Here is a 15,434-nt window from a genome sequence, read left to right as displayed (position 1 = left end):
GGCTGAAGGCGGCGGTTTGCTAAACCGTTATAGGGTTGTAAAGCCCTATCGAGGGTTCGAATCCCTCCGTCTCCGCCATTCCGGATTCACTGCCGTGCCGATCTACGCGGGAAGGCGCGCTGGCGCAGCCGATCGAGGAAACCCACTATGAGATCATGGAAGCTTTCGCCAGTTTTCATTGCATTGGCGCTGAGTTGCGCCGCTCCCGCCTTGGCTGCCGAGGACGCATATAAAAATCAATCATGGCTTGAAGACATTTGCTCAGAGCGGACAGATAGCGCAAAAATGGCGGAACTTGACCGGCAGCGCGCCGACCGCCTTGCGGAACGCTTGAAGCTGACTGACAAGCAGAAAGCGGCTTACAAGGATTTCGAGGACACGCGCGCCAAGATTCGCGCTGATCACAAAGCATCGCTCTGCACCAACAAGCCGGATCTATCTACGCTAGCGAAGCGGCTTGCGTTTACGCAGCGCCTATTTGAAGACCGCGTTGCCGATATGAAGGCGATTACACCAAAGCTGCTCGCGTTCTACGACAGTCTCGATAAAACTCAGCAGGCGGCTTTCGACGGATCCGCCCGAAACCATGATCGTGACCCCGGATCGGATCACCATCATCGGCATCATCACCACGAAGATTGATCTTTTTCAGCGTCGATCAAATTCAGCATCGATCAAAACAGAGAAGCCGCCCTTCGGCGGCTTCTCTTATGCGAGCCTGACGACGCTCGCCTAGGGCGACACCGAGAATTTTGGCGTAACGTTGTGCGAGGCGTAAGCGCTACGCCGTTGGAAAAAGGGCCGAACTCGCGGCCCTTCTAGGTTCCATTCAATACCAACCACCGCAGGCGTAAGGGTGCCAATAGCACCAGCGCCGACGGCCCCAGCCCCAGCCTGGACCATAATAGCCGCCCCACCGTCGATAACCCCAGCCCGGACCATACCCCCAACGTCGGTAACCCCAACGCGGGCCATACCCATAGCCCCATCCCCCGCGCCACTGCGCTTTCTGAACCATGCCATGACCGGTGCTGTCTGCTTGTTGCACTGAAATCGGGCCAGGGGCGGGAACAGCAGCCGAGGCTTCGCCTAGAGTCACAGTAGCAAGGGCGATTGCACCGACTAAGGGTGCTACCATTGGCGTGAGCTTAAGCATTATGCGACTTCCTATGCTTGATTGCTCTGCCCTTTTGCCAACGACTTTTGTCTGAAAAAAGGTGCGATGCGCTAGGAGATTTGGCCTCAATCCGCGACCACCATTTCCATTTGCACATTTCAGTGCCGCGGCAAGCGTCTTGAACAGAACCGGGTCGCCCTTCCTGCCCCCAGCTTCAAGGCCGGCGCATAGCTCTGCGCAACAGCAGCACGTTTTGCAAGCATAGCCTACGCAAACTCGCGCTGCAGCGCCAGAAGCGGAGCGGCGTCGGCGCCTTCGCAAAGCAAGCGCCTTGTCCTGACTCAGTGTTCTTCGCCCGACGGGCGCGTGGCGATCGCGTTGGCGAGATTGCGTCGCGCATGTCTTCGTGCGTCGGAACGAAACGACCGGTTATGAAATGCAACGGCGCAGCCGTTTGATTTCAATCAAGGCCCGGCGCCAAAAATCCGAGCCAGATGCAACCTGACCGGGCGGGTCGCAAGCAGGCTCTTTTTGCAAATCTGCCCCGTTTATGTGGGCGTTGGCCTGGCCCCGACGAGAGGAAGTGGGCTGGGGCTGCTCATTGGTCATCTAGTTAGGCGGTTAGCCATGACATATGCTTCCGAGATCCTGGAACGTCCTGATACTCTGGTCGATGAGGCCGATACTTTGATCGATGAGAATACCGCAAGCGAGCTGATGGCGCGGTTTGAAAAGCTGCGGTGGATGGGCATGGTGGAAGAGGCAGAGAGCTTGGCACGTTTGCGCCGTAGCGTTCACGTGGCGGACATCGTCCTCTCGACGCCTTGCGAGACCGATTAGATAACCGGCCGATTCCCCGCCCTATTCTTGATTTTCGTAAGCCCCTGCGGGAACATTTGAGCGGCGCTCAAGAAAAAGGCGGCCGCGGCCGCCTGTGAGGTCCTGCGCCGCGCGCGACTTATTCAATTCCTGTGGCTTGTTGGCGGTGCGCGACCCATGCGGCATCTTGCGCGGTCATCGGCTCCGTGACCGGACGCGAAGGTACCCATCCAAACTGCGACGCCCTCACTTGATCCGCATGGGCGACCATCGCGGCATCTTGCGCCGTCATCGGCTCGGTCACCGGACGCGGAGGGATCCATCCAAACTGCGAAGCCCTCACTTGCTGCGTGTGTGCGACCATCGCAGCATCTTGTGCCGTCATGGGCTCAGTCAGGGCGAATGCGCCGGTCCCGCTCAGAAGAAGCACGCCGGCGGCAAGTGAGCAAAGCTTGAGATTGCGCATTGTGCCTCCGTATTCTCTTGGATCGTCCCGGTCACTCCGCAAGGCCATCAGAAAATTCGCGGTATCTTGCTCGCTGGAGCCGGGCCCATCGCGAACGCGCCAAATCCCGAAAGGTTCTTCTTCGACAAAATTCAAAACGGCGGCGTGCGAACATCTCCGGGAAACGTGCCGCCCGCAACGTGAGCTTGAATGGCGTCAAGCAAAACGGGACGTCAACAGGCAGGCGACGACGACGCTCAGGATGGCGCTTCGCCGGAAACCAGACGCTGACGCAGCGCTACCTCGTGCGCAGAATTCCGCCTCGGTCAGGATCGTTTCGCAAGGATCCGACTTGCCGGAGCGATGCACGATTTCGGCCGTTCCCGTCGCCGCCAACATCGCCATCTGCGGCGGAGACGCAACCGATCGATTTTCGGTTTGCATGAAAAAAGGCCCGTTCAAAGGGCCTTTCTCTTTTGCCGGTGTCGGTGGCGATGCCGCTATCTCATAAAGCGCAAAGAGCGCCGCTCATTCGCTCGCCGTGCGCGCCGGGGGCATCAGTTGATGTTCGGCGACGACGCGTTGGTGGGAATCGCTCATGCTTTTGATTCGATATTGAAGATCGCTGCCTGACGGCGGCAATTGCGCGAGTACGCTGAAAACGCCCGGTGGATTGCGCAACTGTCCTCCACGTGGATCAAACGTCACCATATCGCCGACCTTATAGCGATGGTCATAGGGCTCGTGTCTAAGAGAGTTGATCATAATGAGTTCCTTCTGATCCCATTCGCGAAGACGAGCGCCAAACAGCGTTCAAGTAAAACGATCGACAGTTCGCAGGACGTAAGTAGGTCACGAGTCAGCGCCTCTCATCTTCGAGAGCGCGTTTGCTTCCCGCGGGATCATATTGTCCACGCCGGTCCAATTGGTGGGGCGCCACTTTTTCTTCCGTCCCGATGATAATGACGCCGCCGCAGGCTTTTATCGCCGCTTCTGTACCTTTGGTCTTGGGGAAATAATATTCGGCCTTGGTGTGATCCCATCGCTTGTAGGAATGAACGCTGACCATTGCGCCTCCTCGATCCACCCACCGGCTGAACCGTTGCTCTGATCTGCATCCGCAGCACTAAACCGCCAGTACATCCGTGGTCGGTTCAATCCTGCGGACTGGGGCCGGCAACGGCCTCCATTCAAGCTACTTCGTGAGCGGCTCGAGCGCCTTGCGCAAGGCGTTGGCGGCAGAGCCGTCGAACGGCTCGAATATCGCCAGGAATTCGTCGAGCGATTTTTTCAATTTCGCTGCCGGATTTCTGACCTTCCAGAGCGAGGCGACCCATTCCTCAGCCGTCTCATTGCCAACGAGCTGCTCGGGATTTGCTTCGATAAATCGCAACAAAAGTTCCGAGAGCGTCGTCACATGGCTCTGCTGTGCTCCGGTTTCGGAAACGTCCGGCCGCGCACCCAATTTGGTCATGCGGTCGCCTCCTGAAAAAGGCAGCGCTCTGCTTCAGACTGACTTCAAATTCTCCGCCGCGGTCTTGCCGGTGCGCCGGTCATGGGCGACGTCAAAACTGACCTTCTGGCCTTCCGAAAGCGTGGACATGCCCGCCCTCTCGACCGCCGAGATATGGACGAAGACGTCCTTGTCGTCGCCTTCCGGCGAAATGAAACCAAAACCCTTGGTGGTGTTAAAGAACTTTACGGTACCGTTCATGACAATTTCCTTCAAAGCGCGAGAAATTCGACCCCGGAACGAACCGGAGCCGGCGAAGATTCGATTTTGATAGGAAGATCATCAGGCGCCGCAGCGCCGAACAGGCTTAGTAACAAGACCGATGGCATAGACTTAGTGCCTAACGCCCACGAAAGCAAGTCGCAGCGCGATAAATGCCTTTAAAAGCACGAGGCCACTCAGTCGCGCCGGAGATATCGGATCGCGCCTTCTGCGAGAATTTTCGGATCGTAAATGCCGCGTCTGGCGCCGGCGATGATGTAGCCGGCGATAGCGTTTTGTACGGGCGCACCGGTTTTATCTTTTTCAAATCCGAGAGACAGCGCGCGCTGCAGGGCGTCGTCATAAGCCGCACTCATCGCAGCCGTCTTCTGCGGGCTCAATTGGATCGATGGAATATTGCCGTACCAGCCCATGAATGCACTCCCTGCGTCCGATACGAGGCGGGGAGCACACGATGTCTCTCAGTCACCGTAGGCTACGGAATTTCCTTGCGGCAATGTCCTATTTTGCGCCCCGCCAGCCGCACTGTCTATATCGTTTGAGGGCGCCGGCGAACAATTCGGCGTGCAGCTTTTACCGCTTTATCGTGTTGAATTCGAAGCGCGATCTAAACCGCATTTTCCAATCGTTGGTTTGGGCGTCGGCGCGATAAAAAATCATCGAAATCAACGCGGATTGGTCTCGGCCATCATCGACGCGGTCGCTTCGGCTGACATCCTACCGCGCCCGGCCGCCGCTACCGATGTCCTTGGACTATTTGGCTTGAACTGGTGCGTTTGCAGAAACGCCGTCAGGAGCAAGATGAGTTGCCCTTCGAGACACGCATCATAGCCGGCGGGAGTATTTCCTTCGAGAAAGGCCCGAACCGGGCCGCCCAAGGCGCTGAACGCGATCATGCTGGTCATCGCGGGATCGTCGAAATGAGCATCGGGCGCGCTCACCAGCAAAGCCGCGACCGCTGCCACGATGCGCGTGCGCAAGCGCGCGGCCAGTTCCGCGCCACCCCGTTCTCCCGCGATTGCATAGAGCGCCTTCGATTTCGAAGGATCGCGCAGCTTCGCCGCGAGAAAAGTCGTGACGAGCGCCGATGCCATCTGAGACACCGGCTTGCCGCGATGTTCGTTGCAAGCCTGCTCGACGGCACGCGCAACGTCGTCGAGATGCTCCTCCAAGACTGCGGCAAGCAGCGCGTCGCGGTTCGGATAATATTGATAGAGACTGCCAACCGACGTGCCGGCCCGCTCGGCAATGCGCGTCGTTGTACAGCGGCTCAGGCCCTCCGCCGTCAAAACCTGAATGGTTGCGACATGCAGCGCTTCGATCGTCGCCGCCGAACGGGCCTGAACCGGGGATTTTCGGGGCTTTAGAGTCGCTGCGGTGGTGCTCATGAAATGCGAATTCCAAACATGAAACATATTCATATATTCGCCGGGAGACAGGAAAAACAGGGATCAAGGTGATGAAAGACACGTTCGCCCTCGGCGACCGCACAGTGAACAGGCTCGGCTATGGCGCCATGCAGCTCGCGGGACCCGGTGTATTCGGACCGCCCAAGGATCCCGCCGCCGCCCTGGCCATATTGCGCGAGGCCGTCGCATCCGGGGTGAACCATATCGACACCAGCGATTTCTACGGTCCGCATGTCACCAATGCGCTGATCCGCGAGGCGCTGCATCCCTACCCGAATGATCTCGTCATCGTCACCAAGGTCGGTGCGCGGCGCGGCCAAGACGCCTCTTGGATCCCGGCCTTCTCGCGCGAAGGCCTGATTCAGGCGGTGCACGACAATCGACGCAACCTTGGCCAGGATGTGCTCGATGTCGTCAACCTGCGCGTGACCTTCAGCATTCATGGCCCTGCCGAGGGCTCCATCGCCGCGCAGCTCACGGTCTTGGCCGAACTTCAGCAACAAGGCGTTATCCGCTCCATCGGTCTCAGCAACGTCACGCCTACGCAGATCGCGGAAGGACGCGAAATCTGCGAGATCGTCTGCGTGCAAAACCACTACAATCTCGCGCATCGGGCCGACGACGCTCTGATCGACGATCTCGCCCGCATGGGCATCGCCTATGTGCCGTATTTTCCGCTCGGCGGCTTCACGCCGCTGCAATCCTCGGCGCTGTCCGATGTCGCCCAGCGCCTCGGCGTCACGCCGATGCAAGTCGCGCTTGCCTGGCTGCTTCGCCGCGCGCCCAATATTCTCTTGATCCCCGGCACGTCGTCCGTCGCGCATCTGCGGGAAAACCTCTCCGCGGCCGAATTCGTTCTGCCGGATGAGGCGCTCGCCGCGCTTGATGGCATCGCGGCCAGCGCGACCGCGTCCGGTTGATCGGTGAAGGCGCGTCGAGGGCGCCAGGATCAGGCATGGGAGGACGCGCACTCGATCAGCAGACATGAACGCGGTAGGGGTTCTGATTCTTCTCCTCGAATTGCGAATAAAGATTCGACTCCAATCTGACCCCGCGGGGCGTTAAAGTCCCGTCCGGTCTTCAGCGATCAATCATTTGCGATCTTACTGTGAAATTTATTCATAAGGGAGATTTGCAATGCTGCGCGCGCTCCTCAATGCTTCGCTTGTCAGCATCCTTATCTCGTCAGCGGCACAGGCTGAGCCCGCCGTTTCCGAGGATGAAGCGCACGAAATTGCCGTAAGCGCTTATCTCTATTTCTACCCGCTCATTTCCATGGACGTCAGCCGGCGCGTGGCGACCAATATTCAACCCGGCAGAATGCCGGGCTTTGGGCCGGCAAACGCCTTTTACAGCTTCGCGGCATTTCCGACAGCCGACTTCAAGGCCGTTGTCCGACCAAATTTCGATACGCTCTATTCCAGCGCGTGGCTCGACCTGACCGCAGAGCCAGTGGTGGTATCTGTCCCGGATACGGGCGGCCGCTACTATTTGCTGCCCATGCTTGATATGTGGACTGACGTATTCGCCTCGCCCGGTTGGCGCACGACAGGTACGAAGGCCGCCGATTTTCTCGTTACGCCGCCCGGCTGGAATGGAACCGTGCCCGCCGGAATGACCAGAATCTGCGCACCGACACCTTACGTTTGGATCATCGGGCGAACGAAGACCGATGGTCCTCCCGACTACGACGCGGTTCACAAGATACAGTCAGGTTACAAGATCACGCCTCTGTCGCAGTGGGGCGGCCCCGCGCAGCCGGTGGAAGCGAAGATTGATCCGGCGATCGATATGAAAACGCCGCCAAAGGTCCAGGTTGACTCTATGCCGGCCGGCAAGTTTTTCGCTTACGCCGCCACACTTCTTGCGAACAATCCGCCGCACATCACCGACCAGCCGATGATTGCGCAATTGAAGAAGCTCGGCATTGAGCCGGGCAAGAGCTTTAACCTCGACAAGGCGGACCCGGCTGTTCGCAGAGCCCTGGAAACTGCGCCGGGCGAAGCGCAAAAGCTGATGGCGTCGAAGCTACCGACCATCGCGCGGGTTGCAAACGGCTGGTCAATGAACACCGACACGATGGGCGTCTACGGCAATTACTACTTGAAGCGTGCCATCATTGCACAGGGCGGCCTTGGGGCGAACCTTCCCGAGGACGCGATCTATCCCATCAACCTCACCGACACAACCGGGCGGCCGCTCGACGGCGCCAACAAGTACACGCTCCACTTCGACAAGCGCGAAATGCCCCCCGTCCGCGCGTTCTGGTCGATCACGCTTTACGACAATGACGGCTTCCAGGTCGCAAATTCGCTCAATCGCTTTGCCGTCAGCAGTTGGATGCCGTTTCAATATAATGCCGACGGTTCGCTCGACCTCTACTTTCAGAACGAGAATCCCGGCGCGGGTAAAACGGCCAACTGGCTTCCGGCGCCGAAGGGCCCCTTCAACTTGACGATGCGACTTTATGCGCCGACCTCCGAAGCGCTGACCGGCGCGTGGAATCCCCCACCGGTCACGCGCCAGCCATAGCCGAAGCGGTATCGCTTAAAGCGCCCCAAGGGCTTGGCGCAGCGGCTCACTCGATATCTTTATCAGCCCCGTGAAGGGGTCGCTCAATTCCAGGATCAAGAAAATCGCCGCTGTCGCCGACAAGCCAAACACGAGCAGCGCGAAAAGGATGGTCGTATTCGGCTTTGCAAAGAGGCTGAAGGTCGCGAACAGAATGACGAGCCAAAAGGTCAACACCGCGAGGAACGGCATGGGAATTTGATTACCCGATAGCTCAAAAAGGAGAAGTCGTGTTTGGCCTATATCGGTCGTCAGCTGAACGGCTCGCGCCTTGAGCTCGCGTTCGAAATCGTTCTTTGGCGCGAGTTCCTGAACTTTGGCGAAAGCATCAACACCGAGGCTTGTCGCATGGAAGGTTTTCGGCGCGATCGCAGAGGTGTTTTCCTGCCAGATCTTCTCGACCATCGGCGCGACGGCTTGCCGCAAGGCCGCGCGCGCCGCCCGCGCATCCGGTCCGTATTGCGCGAGAATCTCATCAAGCAAAACAATGTCGGCCGTCAATTGCCGGACCTGGCCGCTTCGCACGTCGTATGAGTCCTTCGCCGAAGCGATGAGAAGGCCGAGAACCAAGGATGCCATCGTTGCGATGAGAGCCGTGCCGAGCCTCACCACATCCTTTGTGTCGCTATCCAAGCGGTGACCCGGCAACGCCACGCCGATAAAAATTCCGGCGCATATTGCGGCGAAGACGAGAGCGGTCGTAACCAATGCGTCCATGCTTCATCCTCGTGGCTGAGCGATGGAAACACAAAAATCGTGCTGAATTGCAATAATTGGCTACCCTAAAGCAAAACGGCTGGATCGGCTCCAAAATTATCGGATCGTCATCGCCGGGATTTGGCATCGGGACTTAATTGCAGGATGGGATTGAAATCTCGGATTTCGTTCGAAATGGGGAGGGACCTATGGTGCGTGGCACGCTCAAGAGCGTCGCTATTCTCGCGGCGCTTCTCTTCGCGCTTCTCGTGAACGCGGCCGCCGGTCAGGTCACCGCGCAGGCATCAGGCAGTGAGGCTGCCTTCATCAGTTCCGGACAGACGGCGACGCTTGATTGCGCCGGCGGCAAGGCGGCAATCATCGGCAACGGCAATAAGCTGACCATCACCGGCTATTGCACCGATCTCGCGCTTGTCGGCTCCAACAACACGATCAAAATCGAGTTCGCCGCCGCCGCGAAGATCAGCTTCGCCGGTTCGAACAATGCGATCACCTGGACAAGCGAGGATGGCAAGCCGCCGAGCATCAGCTACGTCGGCACGGCAAATATCATGATCCCGCCAATCCCGTGACAATTGTTTTTTGGCGAGAAGATCGCCAATCGGCTTCACCCCTGCGGAATCGGGAAAGATCTGAGCCGCCTGCACCGCCTCCGACGATCTGGAGGACGAAAAAATTCCGCCGATTGCGCGACGGATTTCCGTAAAACGCCCGTTTAAATGTCCGAGCCGCTTTATCGTGCCGCGGCCGCCTGCTGCAGAGCCTCGCCATGCTTCATGATTCGGTCATTCCGGTCGCATTCGTTCTCTCGTACGGAGCCTTGCGGATGGGGAGTTCCCCTATCCCGGCAGGAATTATCGACCGATGTGTTTGCGGCGATACCGGGCAAGAGACGATGCGCGTCTCGACCGGGTCGAGATCCGGCGCGGCCGGACTGATAAATGCCGATATTCAAAGACGATGATGCTCCATAATGCTCGAGGACCATCGATCTATGAGTTCAGATCCGGACGCGGATCTCATGCGTCGCGTCGCATCCGGCGACGCGGCGGCAATCCAAAGCTTGATCGGACGCAAGCTGCCGCGCGTGCTTGCGCTGGCGACCCGCATGTTGGGGGATCAGGTAGAAGCCGAGGACGTCGCTCAGGAGCTGTTTTTGCGGGTCTGGCGGAACGCCTCGCGCTGGCAATCGGGAAAAGCACGATTTGATACGTGGATTCATCGTGTCACGCTCAACCTCTGCTACGATCGGCTACGACGCCGCAAGGAGACACCGGCCAACGCGACGCTTGAACTGATCGACAACCAGCACGCCGATGTCGGGCAAAGCGAAGAGGTGAGCAGCCGCGTGGAGAAGGCTCTGCAAGGGATTGGCGAACGCCAGCGCGAAGCGGTCATCCTGACCTATTATCAAGGGCTGTCGAATATCGAGGCAGCCGCGGTCATGGACGTCAGCGTCGACGCCCTGGAGAGCCTGCTTGCGCGCGGACGACGCGCACTGAGGTCCATCCTCATGAAGGATGCAGACAATGGGTGAGGATATGGCCGCCATGACATCCGAGCGCTTCGCTGCGCTGGTTGAGGCTTTCGGCGCGCAGATGAGCCGCTGGCCCGAGGCCGAGCGCGCGGCCGCAGCAGCGTTTGGCGAAACCGCGCAGGGCGAGGCGATCCTGCGCCGCGCGAACCAACTCGATGCCTTGCTCGACTCTCACACGGTTGCGCCGCCCTCTGTGAACCTGCGCGCGCAGGTCCTCCGGCAAGCGACGGAAACATTCAGAAAGAAACACGCCGTGCGATGGCGGATCGGTCTCGCCGGCGTCGGTTTCGCTGGGGTGATCGCCGGAATGATCACGGCGACGCTCATTGCGCCATCGGTCTATTCTTCTCTCAAACATGATTCCGCCGGCGCGGAAACGACCGCCTTCGGAGATGTCGCTTCGGATTCAACCTCGCTCGAGGAAGAGGATTAGATCGTGTCCAGTTCCCGTATTCCTCTCGCCATTTCGATTGTCCTCAACGTGTTTCTGCTTGGGGCATTGATCGGCGGCACGGCATGGTTAGAGCTGCGTAAACCCCGCCTCCCGGACACCTTGCAGGCGGCGAGCCGGCAGTTGCCGGAACCGGAGCGCGATACGCTCCATCAGGCGCTGCGTGATGCCTGGCGCGATCTTCATCAAACAGTCGTCGAGAGGCGGCAAGCCCGGCGGGAGGCCGCGAATCTTTTGCAACAGCCGAAACTCGATACGGTGGCGCTTCTCGCGGCGCTCGATCGCGCGCGCGCAGCCGACGTCGCCATTCGCACCAAGCTCGAACAACGCATAGTCCAATTCGCGGCGGAGAGTTCGCCGCAAATCCGTGAATTGCTCGCCGAAGGGCTCGTCCGAAATCTGCCGAATCGACATTAAAATTTGGACAGACGGCGACGGATTGCACGGCGCCTCGCGTTTAAAGACGCAGCGCTGGCGGGTTCGCCACGCAAAACACTCCAAATCTCAACGTCAGCGGGAGAGTGGTATGAGACCTACGCTTCGAGTCGCGAGCATGGTTGGATTGATCGTCGGCGCGACGATGGCTTCGATCGATGTTTCCGCGGCTATGCCTGCAAACACGACGCTACCTGCCGCCATTGCGCCGGTGGAACAAGTCGCTTGGGGTTGCGGCCCTGGTTGGCATCCCAATCCGTGGGGTCGTTGCGTCCCCAATGGTCCCGGCTGGGGCGCGTATTACTACGGCGGCTGGCATCGTCCCTGGGGATGGGGGTGGCATCGTCCTTGGGGATGGCATCGGTGGGGATGGCATCGCTGGTAAGATCTCAGCGAATTGAAACCAAGGGTGTCCCGTGCTCAGAGTTCTCAAATCGATCCGGAGAAATTTCATGCATAGACTGATCTTATCTTGTTCGGCCGCGGCGGCGTTGATGTTCGCAGCTTCAAACGTGCAAGCCATGCCGATGTCTCCTGACACCGACAGCGCATCCTCGGCACCGATCATTCTTACGGCCGGCGGTTGCGGTCTCGGATTCCACCGCGGCCCTTATGGAGGCTGCCGGCCAAACGCGCCGTGGCGCGGACCTTATTGGCGTGGACCGGGCTGGCATTTCTACAACGGCTGCTGGCGCGGGCCTTACGGGCGCGTGCATTGCCGTTAAAGGGGCATCGCCGTTAAAGAATGAGTTTCACGAGGCCGCCGCATCTGGCGGCCTCGATCAATCGAATTGGACGGCGGCAATCATTTAGACGGCAACCGGCATCACTCGGCTCGAACGCATCGCCTTTTGAGATCGGTTCAAAAACACGAGCCTCCGCCCAACGTGCTCCTTGGCGCCGACGGTCAGAATATTTTCCTTCATCGCCTCGAACGCCTCTTTCATCTCGACGACCGAGACATCGAGGATTTCGGCGAGCGGCTCTTTCTCCTCGCGGGGTGCCTTGTTGTAGGCCTGCAAAGCGCCATAGGCGCTGGCCGCCGCTGACGTTACGCGCGAGAGGCTCGGCCGCAGGCCCGGAAAGTAGAAGCCGATTAGCATCTTCAGCCGGGAGAAATGTTGGCCGACCGCCTCGCCAATCTTGGCGTCGGCTTCGTTCTCGCGGGGTAAACAGTGATTAACGAGAGAATAACTATCGGCGAAGAAATTGTTCAAGACATCTTCTAACTGTTCCGCCGTACAGTAAACGTCCTCCGCCTTTCGCACTCGGAAGGAAAGACGTTCTTTGCTTATGTTTAATCGATGCGTGACGAGTCCGGCGCATGTCGCGCTGAGCAGAATCGTCAGCAGAAGCAAGGCGAATTCCATGACGCCCCCCTCAAAGCTCAATTGCTTTGGCGCCGAGTTTCGAACAAAGTGGTTAAGATTCTAACAAACCGCCAAGCCGCCGCTTCTCGCTGAAATCAAACCATTGCCGCCTTCCCGCTAGGCCAAGCCGGCATCCTCGTCGGGTTCATCGAGCAGCGCGCAAAGTTCGGCGACCTTTCCACTGGGAAGCGGACGGCCTTCGTTTATCAACGCCTCGTCATTGTTGATCCACGCCCATGCTTCCGCCAAATCGGCGGGCGTCGCGCCAGTCGCTATAATTTCTGTGATTTTGGTCTCATCGATCGGGCCGAGGACAGCGATAACGTCTTGGGCGGTCATGGGCATCGCACGATCTCCAGTCGCCTTCCGCTATTCAACGCGTCATGCCCTCATTTCGTTCTGGGCGCGCGTCTTCGGACTGTCGGGTTCGCCGCGCTTTCCGCATTGCAGCAGGATCGCGCTTTGATCAAGCCGCTACGAATTTAAGCGTCAGCTTCGCATTTGATCAACGAGTCTACCCTAGCGTTGCTTCATTATTTTGAGGGTCCCGCAATGTTTTGGGACGTTATTTTGAACCCGGCCAGAGAATTGCTTTCAAACGACATTTCCGAGTGGATTGTCGCCGCAATTTTCTCTGCTTTCATTCTGACGAAGCTGATCTCGATCGTTTCCGGATCGACATTCGACTCGCGTCAAGAGCTTCATTTTGGCCTTGCCGTATTTTTATTGCTGTTTGGCGTATTCTACCTTCCGTAATTCCTGGCTCAACCAAAAACCTTGACGATTCGGCGCCATCGCCGCTCGCGGCGGCTCCCCAGGCGCGACGCTCGCTGCCGGCATTTTCGCCGTCGGCGACGTCCGGCTGGCTCGATGCAGGCCGCTGATGAGAAATGAGGCACGATGATCAACCGCTACAGCGACCACGCAGCGAACGAACGGACGTTTCTCGCCTGGGTCCGAACCGCCATCGCCGTTGTGGCGTTTGGTTTTCTGATCGAACGCTTTGATTTGTTTTTACGATTTGCGGCGCGCGATATGCCGCATGCGGCTCCGCCCGCGCACACCGGCGCGGCCAACCTCATCGGAATCTTATTTGTCGTCATCGGACTGGCGATGATCATCATCGCTACGCTGCGATTCTTTCGCACGGAAAAAGAAATCGACGCGCCGGATATCAAGCTTGCGCCAAGCGGCCGCCTCGATCTCACCCTATCGGTCCTGCTGGCGCTTCTTGGATTTGCCCTGCTACTCTATCTCGTCAGCGCCATTCTACAGACAAGTTAGCGGCTTCGACCGCACCGCGCTGAGAGGCGCGGCGATATCACCAAAGGATGCGAAGGATGACCGATAAAACTGAGATCAAGGTCCATGTCGACGTCGCCAAGCTAAACATCATTCTCGAAGCCTGGCTCAACGGCGCACCGACCGGTAGCGTAGTCCTTTCGCCCGCCGAGACGGAAAGCCTCATTCGAGACCTTGGCAAGAATCGCGCGCTTCTCGTTCAGCCTGTTGCCTCCGAGCCGGACGAAAATGCGATCGATCCCGTTGTCGATCCCGCCTGGCAGACGCCCGATGTGCGCTATTCAGAAGGCCGCATGCTGCTTGTGCGCGATCCTGGATTGGGCTGGCTGTCGTATATTTTTCCCGACAACGAGGCGTCGGATCTCGCGCAATGGCTGACGAAGGACCTGCCCCTCGAGCAAGGATAAAGCGCCGACGGCCGATGCAAACCCTGCGGCTCTGACCGACTAATCGATCCCGCCGCCTGAGCCATCCGGCCCATCTTGCGCCTCGCTGAGACCGAGGCCGTGGCCGGGCGGTTCGGGCGCGCGCTCGGGCTCGGCTTCGTCTTGCCGCGCCTTTTCCGCGGCGACTTGTGCGCGAATTCCGCGGCTCGCCATGAGCATTTCGATGAGGAAGGCGCTCAAAGCGCCGATGGTGAAGACAAGGGCCGCGCCGAAGGCGAAGAACATCGGCATCGATCCGGCGGCGTTCCGCAACGTGCTGACGAACAGCAGAAGCGCGGCGACGCTGGTCGAGACGCCGGCGAGAGCGCCGAGGACGACCGCAGCGTCGAGCGCATTCGAACGACCGCGCAGATAGCCGAGCCTGACCAGAATCTGCGCGCTCTCGGCCTCCGACGCGCTGTCCAAAGCATCGGTCAAAGCATCGACCTTGTCTGCCACCCGGCCCAAGCGGGTCGCGAAAACGGCAAGCAGCGAGGCAACGCCGGACAAGAGAAAAACCGGCGTCAGCGCAACCTGAATGACATGGACGATGTCATCAAGCGATTGGGGCGATTGGAAAGATTGGAACATAGCTTACCCTAAGGGCGCCAGCCCGGCGGCGCCACTTCGAATTTGCCGAACTCGAAACCGGGCGCGACCGTGCAGCCGACGAGCGTCCACTCACCCTGCGACTGGGCGCTCTGCCAGGCGAGCGGTGGCACGACGATCTGCGGCGCCTCCGCGTTGAAAACATCGGGGCCGAGACGATGCACCGAAACCTTCTCGAGCTCCTTGATCGACAGGCGCAACGGCGCGCCGGCATACCAATGCCAGATTTCGGCAGCGTCGATGCGGTGCCAATGCGACTGCTGGCCGCGCGTCAACAGATAATAGATCGCGGTCGAGGCCGCGCGGCCTCCGACCGAGGGCGCGTCGCGAAAGGTCTCGCGAAAATAGCCGCCTTCCGGATGCGGCGCCAGCCGAAGGACCTCGATGATCTCCTCGGCAGTGCGCATGGCGACGCTAGATCTGGGGACGGTCATGGAGGATCGCCTTGACGTACTTTGACCTATTCGGTCGCATCGCATTCAACCGAAAACC

At 59.1% G+C, this 15,434-nt stretch carries 23 protein-coding genes; 11 read left to right on the top strand and 12 right to left on the bottom strand.

Annotated elements, in window-relative coordinates; genetic code table 11:
• Positions 1-147: 147 nt before the first annotated feature.
• On the top strand, positions 148-642 hold the full coding sequence (locus Q0025_RS13720) for a Spy/CpxP family protein refolding chaperone (RefSeq protein WP_297300079.1): 495 nt from the start codon (positions 148-150) through the stop codon (positions 640-642).
• Positions 643-1,744: 1,102 nt separating this feature from the next.
• On the top strand, positions 1,745-1,957 hold the full coding sequence (locus Q0025_RS13715) for a hypothetical protein (RefSeq protein WP_297300077.1): 213 nt from the start codon (positions 1,745-1,747) through the stop codon (positions 1,955-1,957).
• 118 nt (positions 1,958-2,075) lie between these two features.
• Here Q0025_RS13715 and Q0025_RS13710 read toward each other — a convergent pair whose 3' ends face one another.
• The 7 genes from Q0025_RS13710 to Q0025_RS13680 form a co-directional block, all read right to left on the bottom strand.
• Positions 2,076-2,402, bottom strand: coding sequence for a hypothetical protein (locus Q0025_RS13710; protein ID WP_297300075.1), 327 nt, complete (start codon positions 2,400-2,402; stop codon positions 2,076-2,078).
• A gap of 507 nt (positions 2,403-2,909) precedes the next feature.
• Complete coding sequence (locus Q0025_RS13705) at positions 2,910-3,146, bottom strand: hypothetical protein (RefSeq protein WP_297300074.1); 237 nt, start codon at positions 3,144-3,146, stop codon at positions 2,910-2,912.
• A gap of 94 nt (positions 3,147-3,240) precedes the next feature.
• Positions 3,241-3,450, bottom strand: a complete 210-nt coding sequence (locus Q0025_RS13700) for a hypothetical protein (RefSeq protein ID WP_297300072.1) — start codon at positions 3,448-3,450, stop codon at positions 3,241-3,243.
• Between the two features lie 126 nt (positions 3,451-3,576).
• On the bottom strand, positions 3,577-3,855 hold the full coding sequence (locus tag Q0025_RS13695; protein ID WP_297300070.1) for a hypothetical protein: 279 nt from the start codon (positions 3,853-3,855) through the stop codon (positions 3,577-3,579).
• A gap of 33 nt (positions 3,856-3,888) precedes the next feature.
• A complete protein-coding gene (locus Q0025_RS13690) occupies positions 3,889-4,095 on the bottom strand; it encodes a cold-shock protein (protein WP_297300068.1) in 207 nt (68 codons plus the stop codon).
• 197 nt (positions 4,096-4,292) lie between these two features.
• A complete protein-coding gene (locus Q0025_RS13685) occupies positions 4,293-4,529 on the bottom strand; it encodes a hypothetical protein (protein ID WP_297300066.1) in 237 nt (78 codons plus the stop codon).
• Between the two features lie 252 nt (positions 4,530-4,781).
• The gene (locus Q0025_RS13680) at positions 4,782-5,504 is read right to left on the bottom strand and encodes a TetR/AcrR family transcriptional regulator (RefSeq protein WP_297300064.1); all 723 of its coding nucleotides are present in this window, start codon (positions 5,502-5,504) and stop codon (positions 4,782-4,784) included.
• A gap of 71 nt (positions 5,505-5,575) precedes the next feature.
• Here Q0025_RS13680 and Q0025_RS13675 point away from each other — a divergent pair, with 71 nt between their 5' ends.
• Both Q0025_RS13675 and Q0025_RS13670 read left to right on the top strand, forming a co-directional pair.
• Entirely contained in the window at positions 5,576-6,445 is an 870-nt protein-coding gene (locus Q0025_RS13675) for an aldo/keto reductase family oxidoreductase (protein ID WP_297300062.1), read from the top strand.
• A gap of 217 nt (positions 6,446-6,662) precedes the next feature.
• Positions 6,663-8,057, top strand: coding sequence for a DUF1254 domain-containing protein (locus Q0025_RS13670; protein ID WP_297300060.1), 1,395 nt, complete (start codon positions 6,663-6,665; stop codon positions 8,055-8,057).
• A gap of 15 nt (positions 8,058-8,072) precedes the next feature.
• Here Q0025_RS13670 and Q0025_RS13665 read toward each other — a convergent pair whose 3' ends face one another.
• A complete protein-coding gene (locus tag Q0025_RS13665; protein WP_297300058.1) occupies positions 8,073-8,813 on the bottom strand; it encodes a DUF4239 domain-containing protein in 741 nt (246 codons plus the stop codon).
• 188 nt (positions 8,814-9,001) lie between these two features.
• Between Q0025_RS13665 and Q0025_RS13660 the strand changes: the two genes are divergently transcribed.
• The 4 genes from Q0025_RS13660 (at position 9,002) to Q0025_RS13645 (ending at position 11,218) form a co-directional block, all read left to right on the top strand.
• The gene (locus Q0025_RS13660) at positions 9,002-9,385 is read left to right on the top strand and encodes a DUF3060 domain-containing protein (RefSeq protein WP_297300056.1); all 384 of its coding nucleotides are present in this window, start codon (positions 9,002-9,004) and stop codon (positions 9,383-9,385) included.
• A 422-nt stretch (positions 9,386-9,807) separates the two neighbouring features.
• Positions 9,808-10,350: an RNA polymerase sigma factor gene (locus Q0025_RS13655; protein WP_297300054.1), complete on the top strand. Its 543-nt coding sequence runs from the start codon at positions 9,808-9,810 to the stop codon at positions 10,348-10,350.
• On the top strand, positions 10,343-10,783 hold the full coding sequence (locus Q0025_RS13650) for a hypothetical protein (protein WP_297300052.1): 441 nt from the start codon (positions 10,343-10,345) through the stop codon (positions 10,781-10,783). The genes Q0025_RS13655 and Q0025_RS13650 overlap by 8 nt, the downstream gene beginning before the upstream one ends.
• A gap of 3 nt (positions 10,784-10,786) precedes the next feature.
• Positions 10,787-11,218, top strand: coding sequence for a periplasmic heavy metal sensor (locus Q0025_RS13645; protein ID WP_297300050.1), 432 nt, complete (start codon positions 10,787-10,789; stop codon positions 11,216-11,218).
• Between the two features lie 827 nt (positions 11,219-12,045).
• On the opposite strand, the gene Q0025_RS13635 is transcribed toward Q0025_RS13645, so the two are convergent.
• Positions 12,046-12,594 carry a hypothetical protein gene (locus tag Q0025_RS13635; RefSeq protein ID WP_297300048.1) on the bottom strand — a complete coding sequence of 183 codons (549 nt, stop codon included), beginning with the start codon at positions 12,592-12,594 and terminating at the stop codon, positions 12,046-12,048.
• Positions 12,595-12,723: 129 nt separating this feature from the next.
• Positions 12,724-12,951, bottom strand: a complete 228-nt coding sequence (locus tag Q0025_RS13630) for a hypothetical protein (protein ID WP_297300046.1) — start codon at positions 12,949-12,951, stop codon at positions 12,724-12,726.
• Positions 12,952-13,158: 207 nt separating this feature from the next.
• Here Q0025_RS13630 and Q0025_RS13625 point away from each other — a divergent pair, with 207 nt between their 5' ends.
• The 3 genes from Q0025_RS13625 (at position 13,159) to Q0025_RS13615 (ending at position 14,315) form a co-directional block, all read left to right on the top strand.
• Positions 13,159-13,362: a hypothetical protein gene (locus tag Q0025_RS13625; protein WP_297300045.1), complete on the top strand. Its 204-nt coding sequence runs from the start codon at positions 13,159-13,161 to the stop codon at positions 13,360-13,362.
• A gap of 144 nt (positions 13,363-13,506) precedes the next feature.
• Entirely contained in the window at positions 13,507-13,890 is a 384-nt protein-coding gene (locus Q0025_RS13620) for a DUF202 domain-containing protein (RefSeq protein ID WP_297300043.1), read from the top strand.
• Positions 13,891-13,946: 56 nt separating this feature from the next.
• A complete protein-coding gene (locus tag Q0025_RS13615; RefSeq protein ID WP_297300041.1) occupies positions 13,947-14,315 on the top strand; it encodes a hypothetical protein in 369 nt (122 codons plus the stop codon).
• Positions 14,316-14,354: 39 nt separating this feature from the next.
• Here the strand turns inward: Q0025_RS13615 and Q0025_RS13610 are convergent, their stop codons facing one another.
• A complete protein-coding gene (locus Q0025_RS13610) occupies positions 14,355-14,924 on the bottom strand; it encodes a DUF2721 domain-containing protein (RefSeq protein ID WP_366939472.1) in 570 nt (189 codons plus the stop codon).
• An 8-nt stretch (positions 14,925-14,932) separates the two neighbouring features.
• The gene (locus Q0025_RS13605; protein ID WP_297300039.1) at positions 14,933-15,376 is read right to left on the bottom strand and encodes a cupin domain-containing protein; all 444 of its coding nucleotides are present in this window, start codon (positions 15,374-15,376) and stop codon (positions 14,933-14,935) included.
• Positions 15,377-15,434: the final 58 nt, after the last annotated feature.

Origin of the sequence: uncultured Methylovirgula sp. (assembly GCF_947646745.1) — a bacterium.
GTDB lineage: Bacteria > Pseudomonadota > Alphaproteobacteria > Rhizobiales > Beijerinckiaceae > Methylovirgula.
The sequence above is the reverse complement of the archived record's forward strand: the minus strand, read 5'-3'. Positions and strand labels throughout refer to the sequence as shown.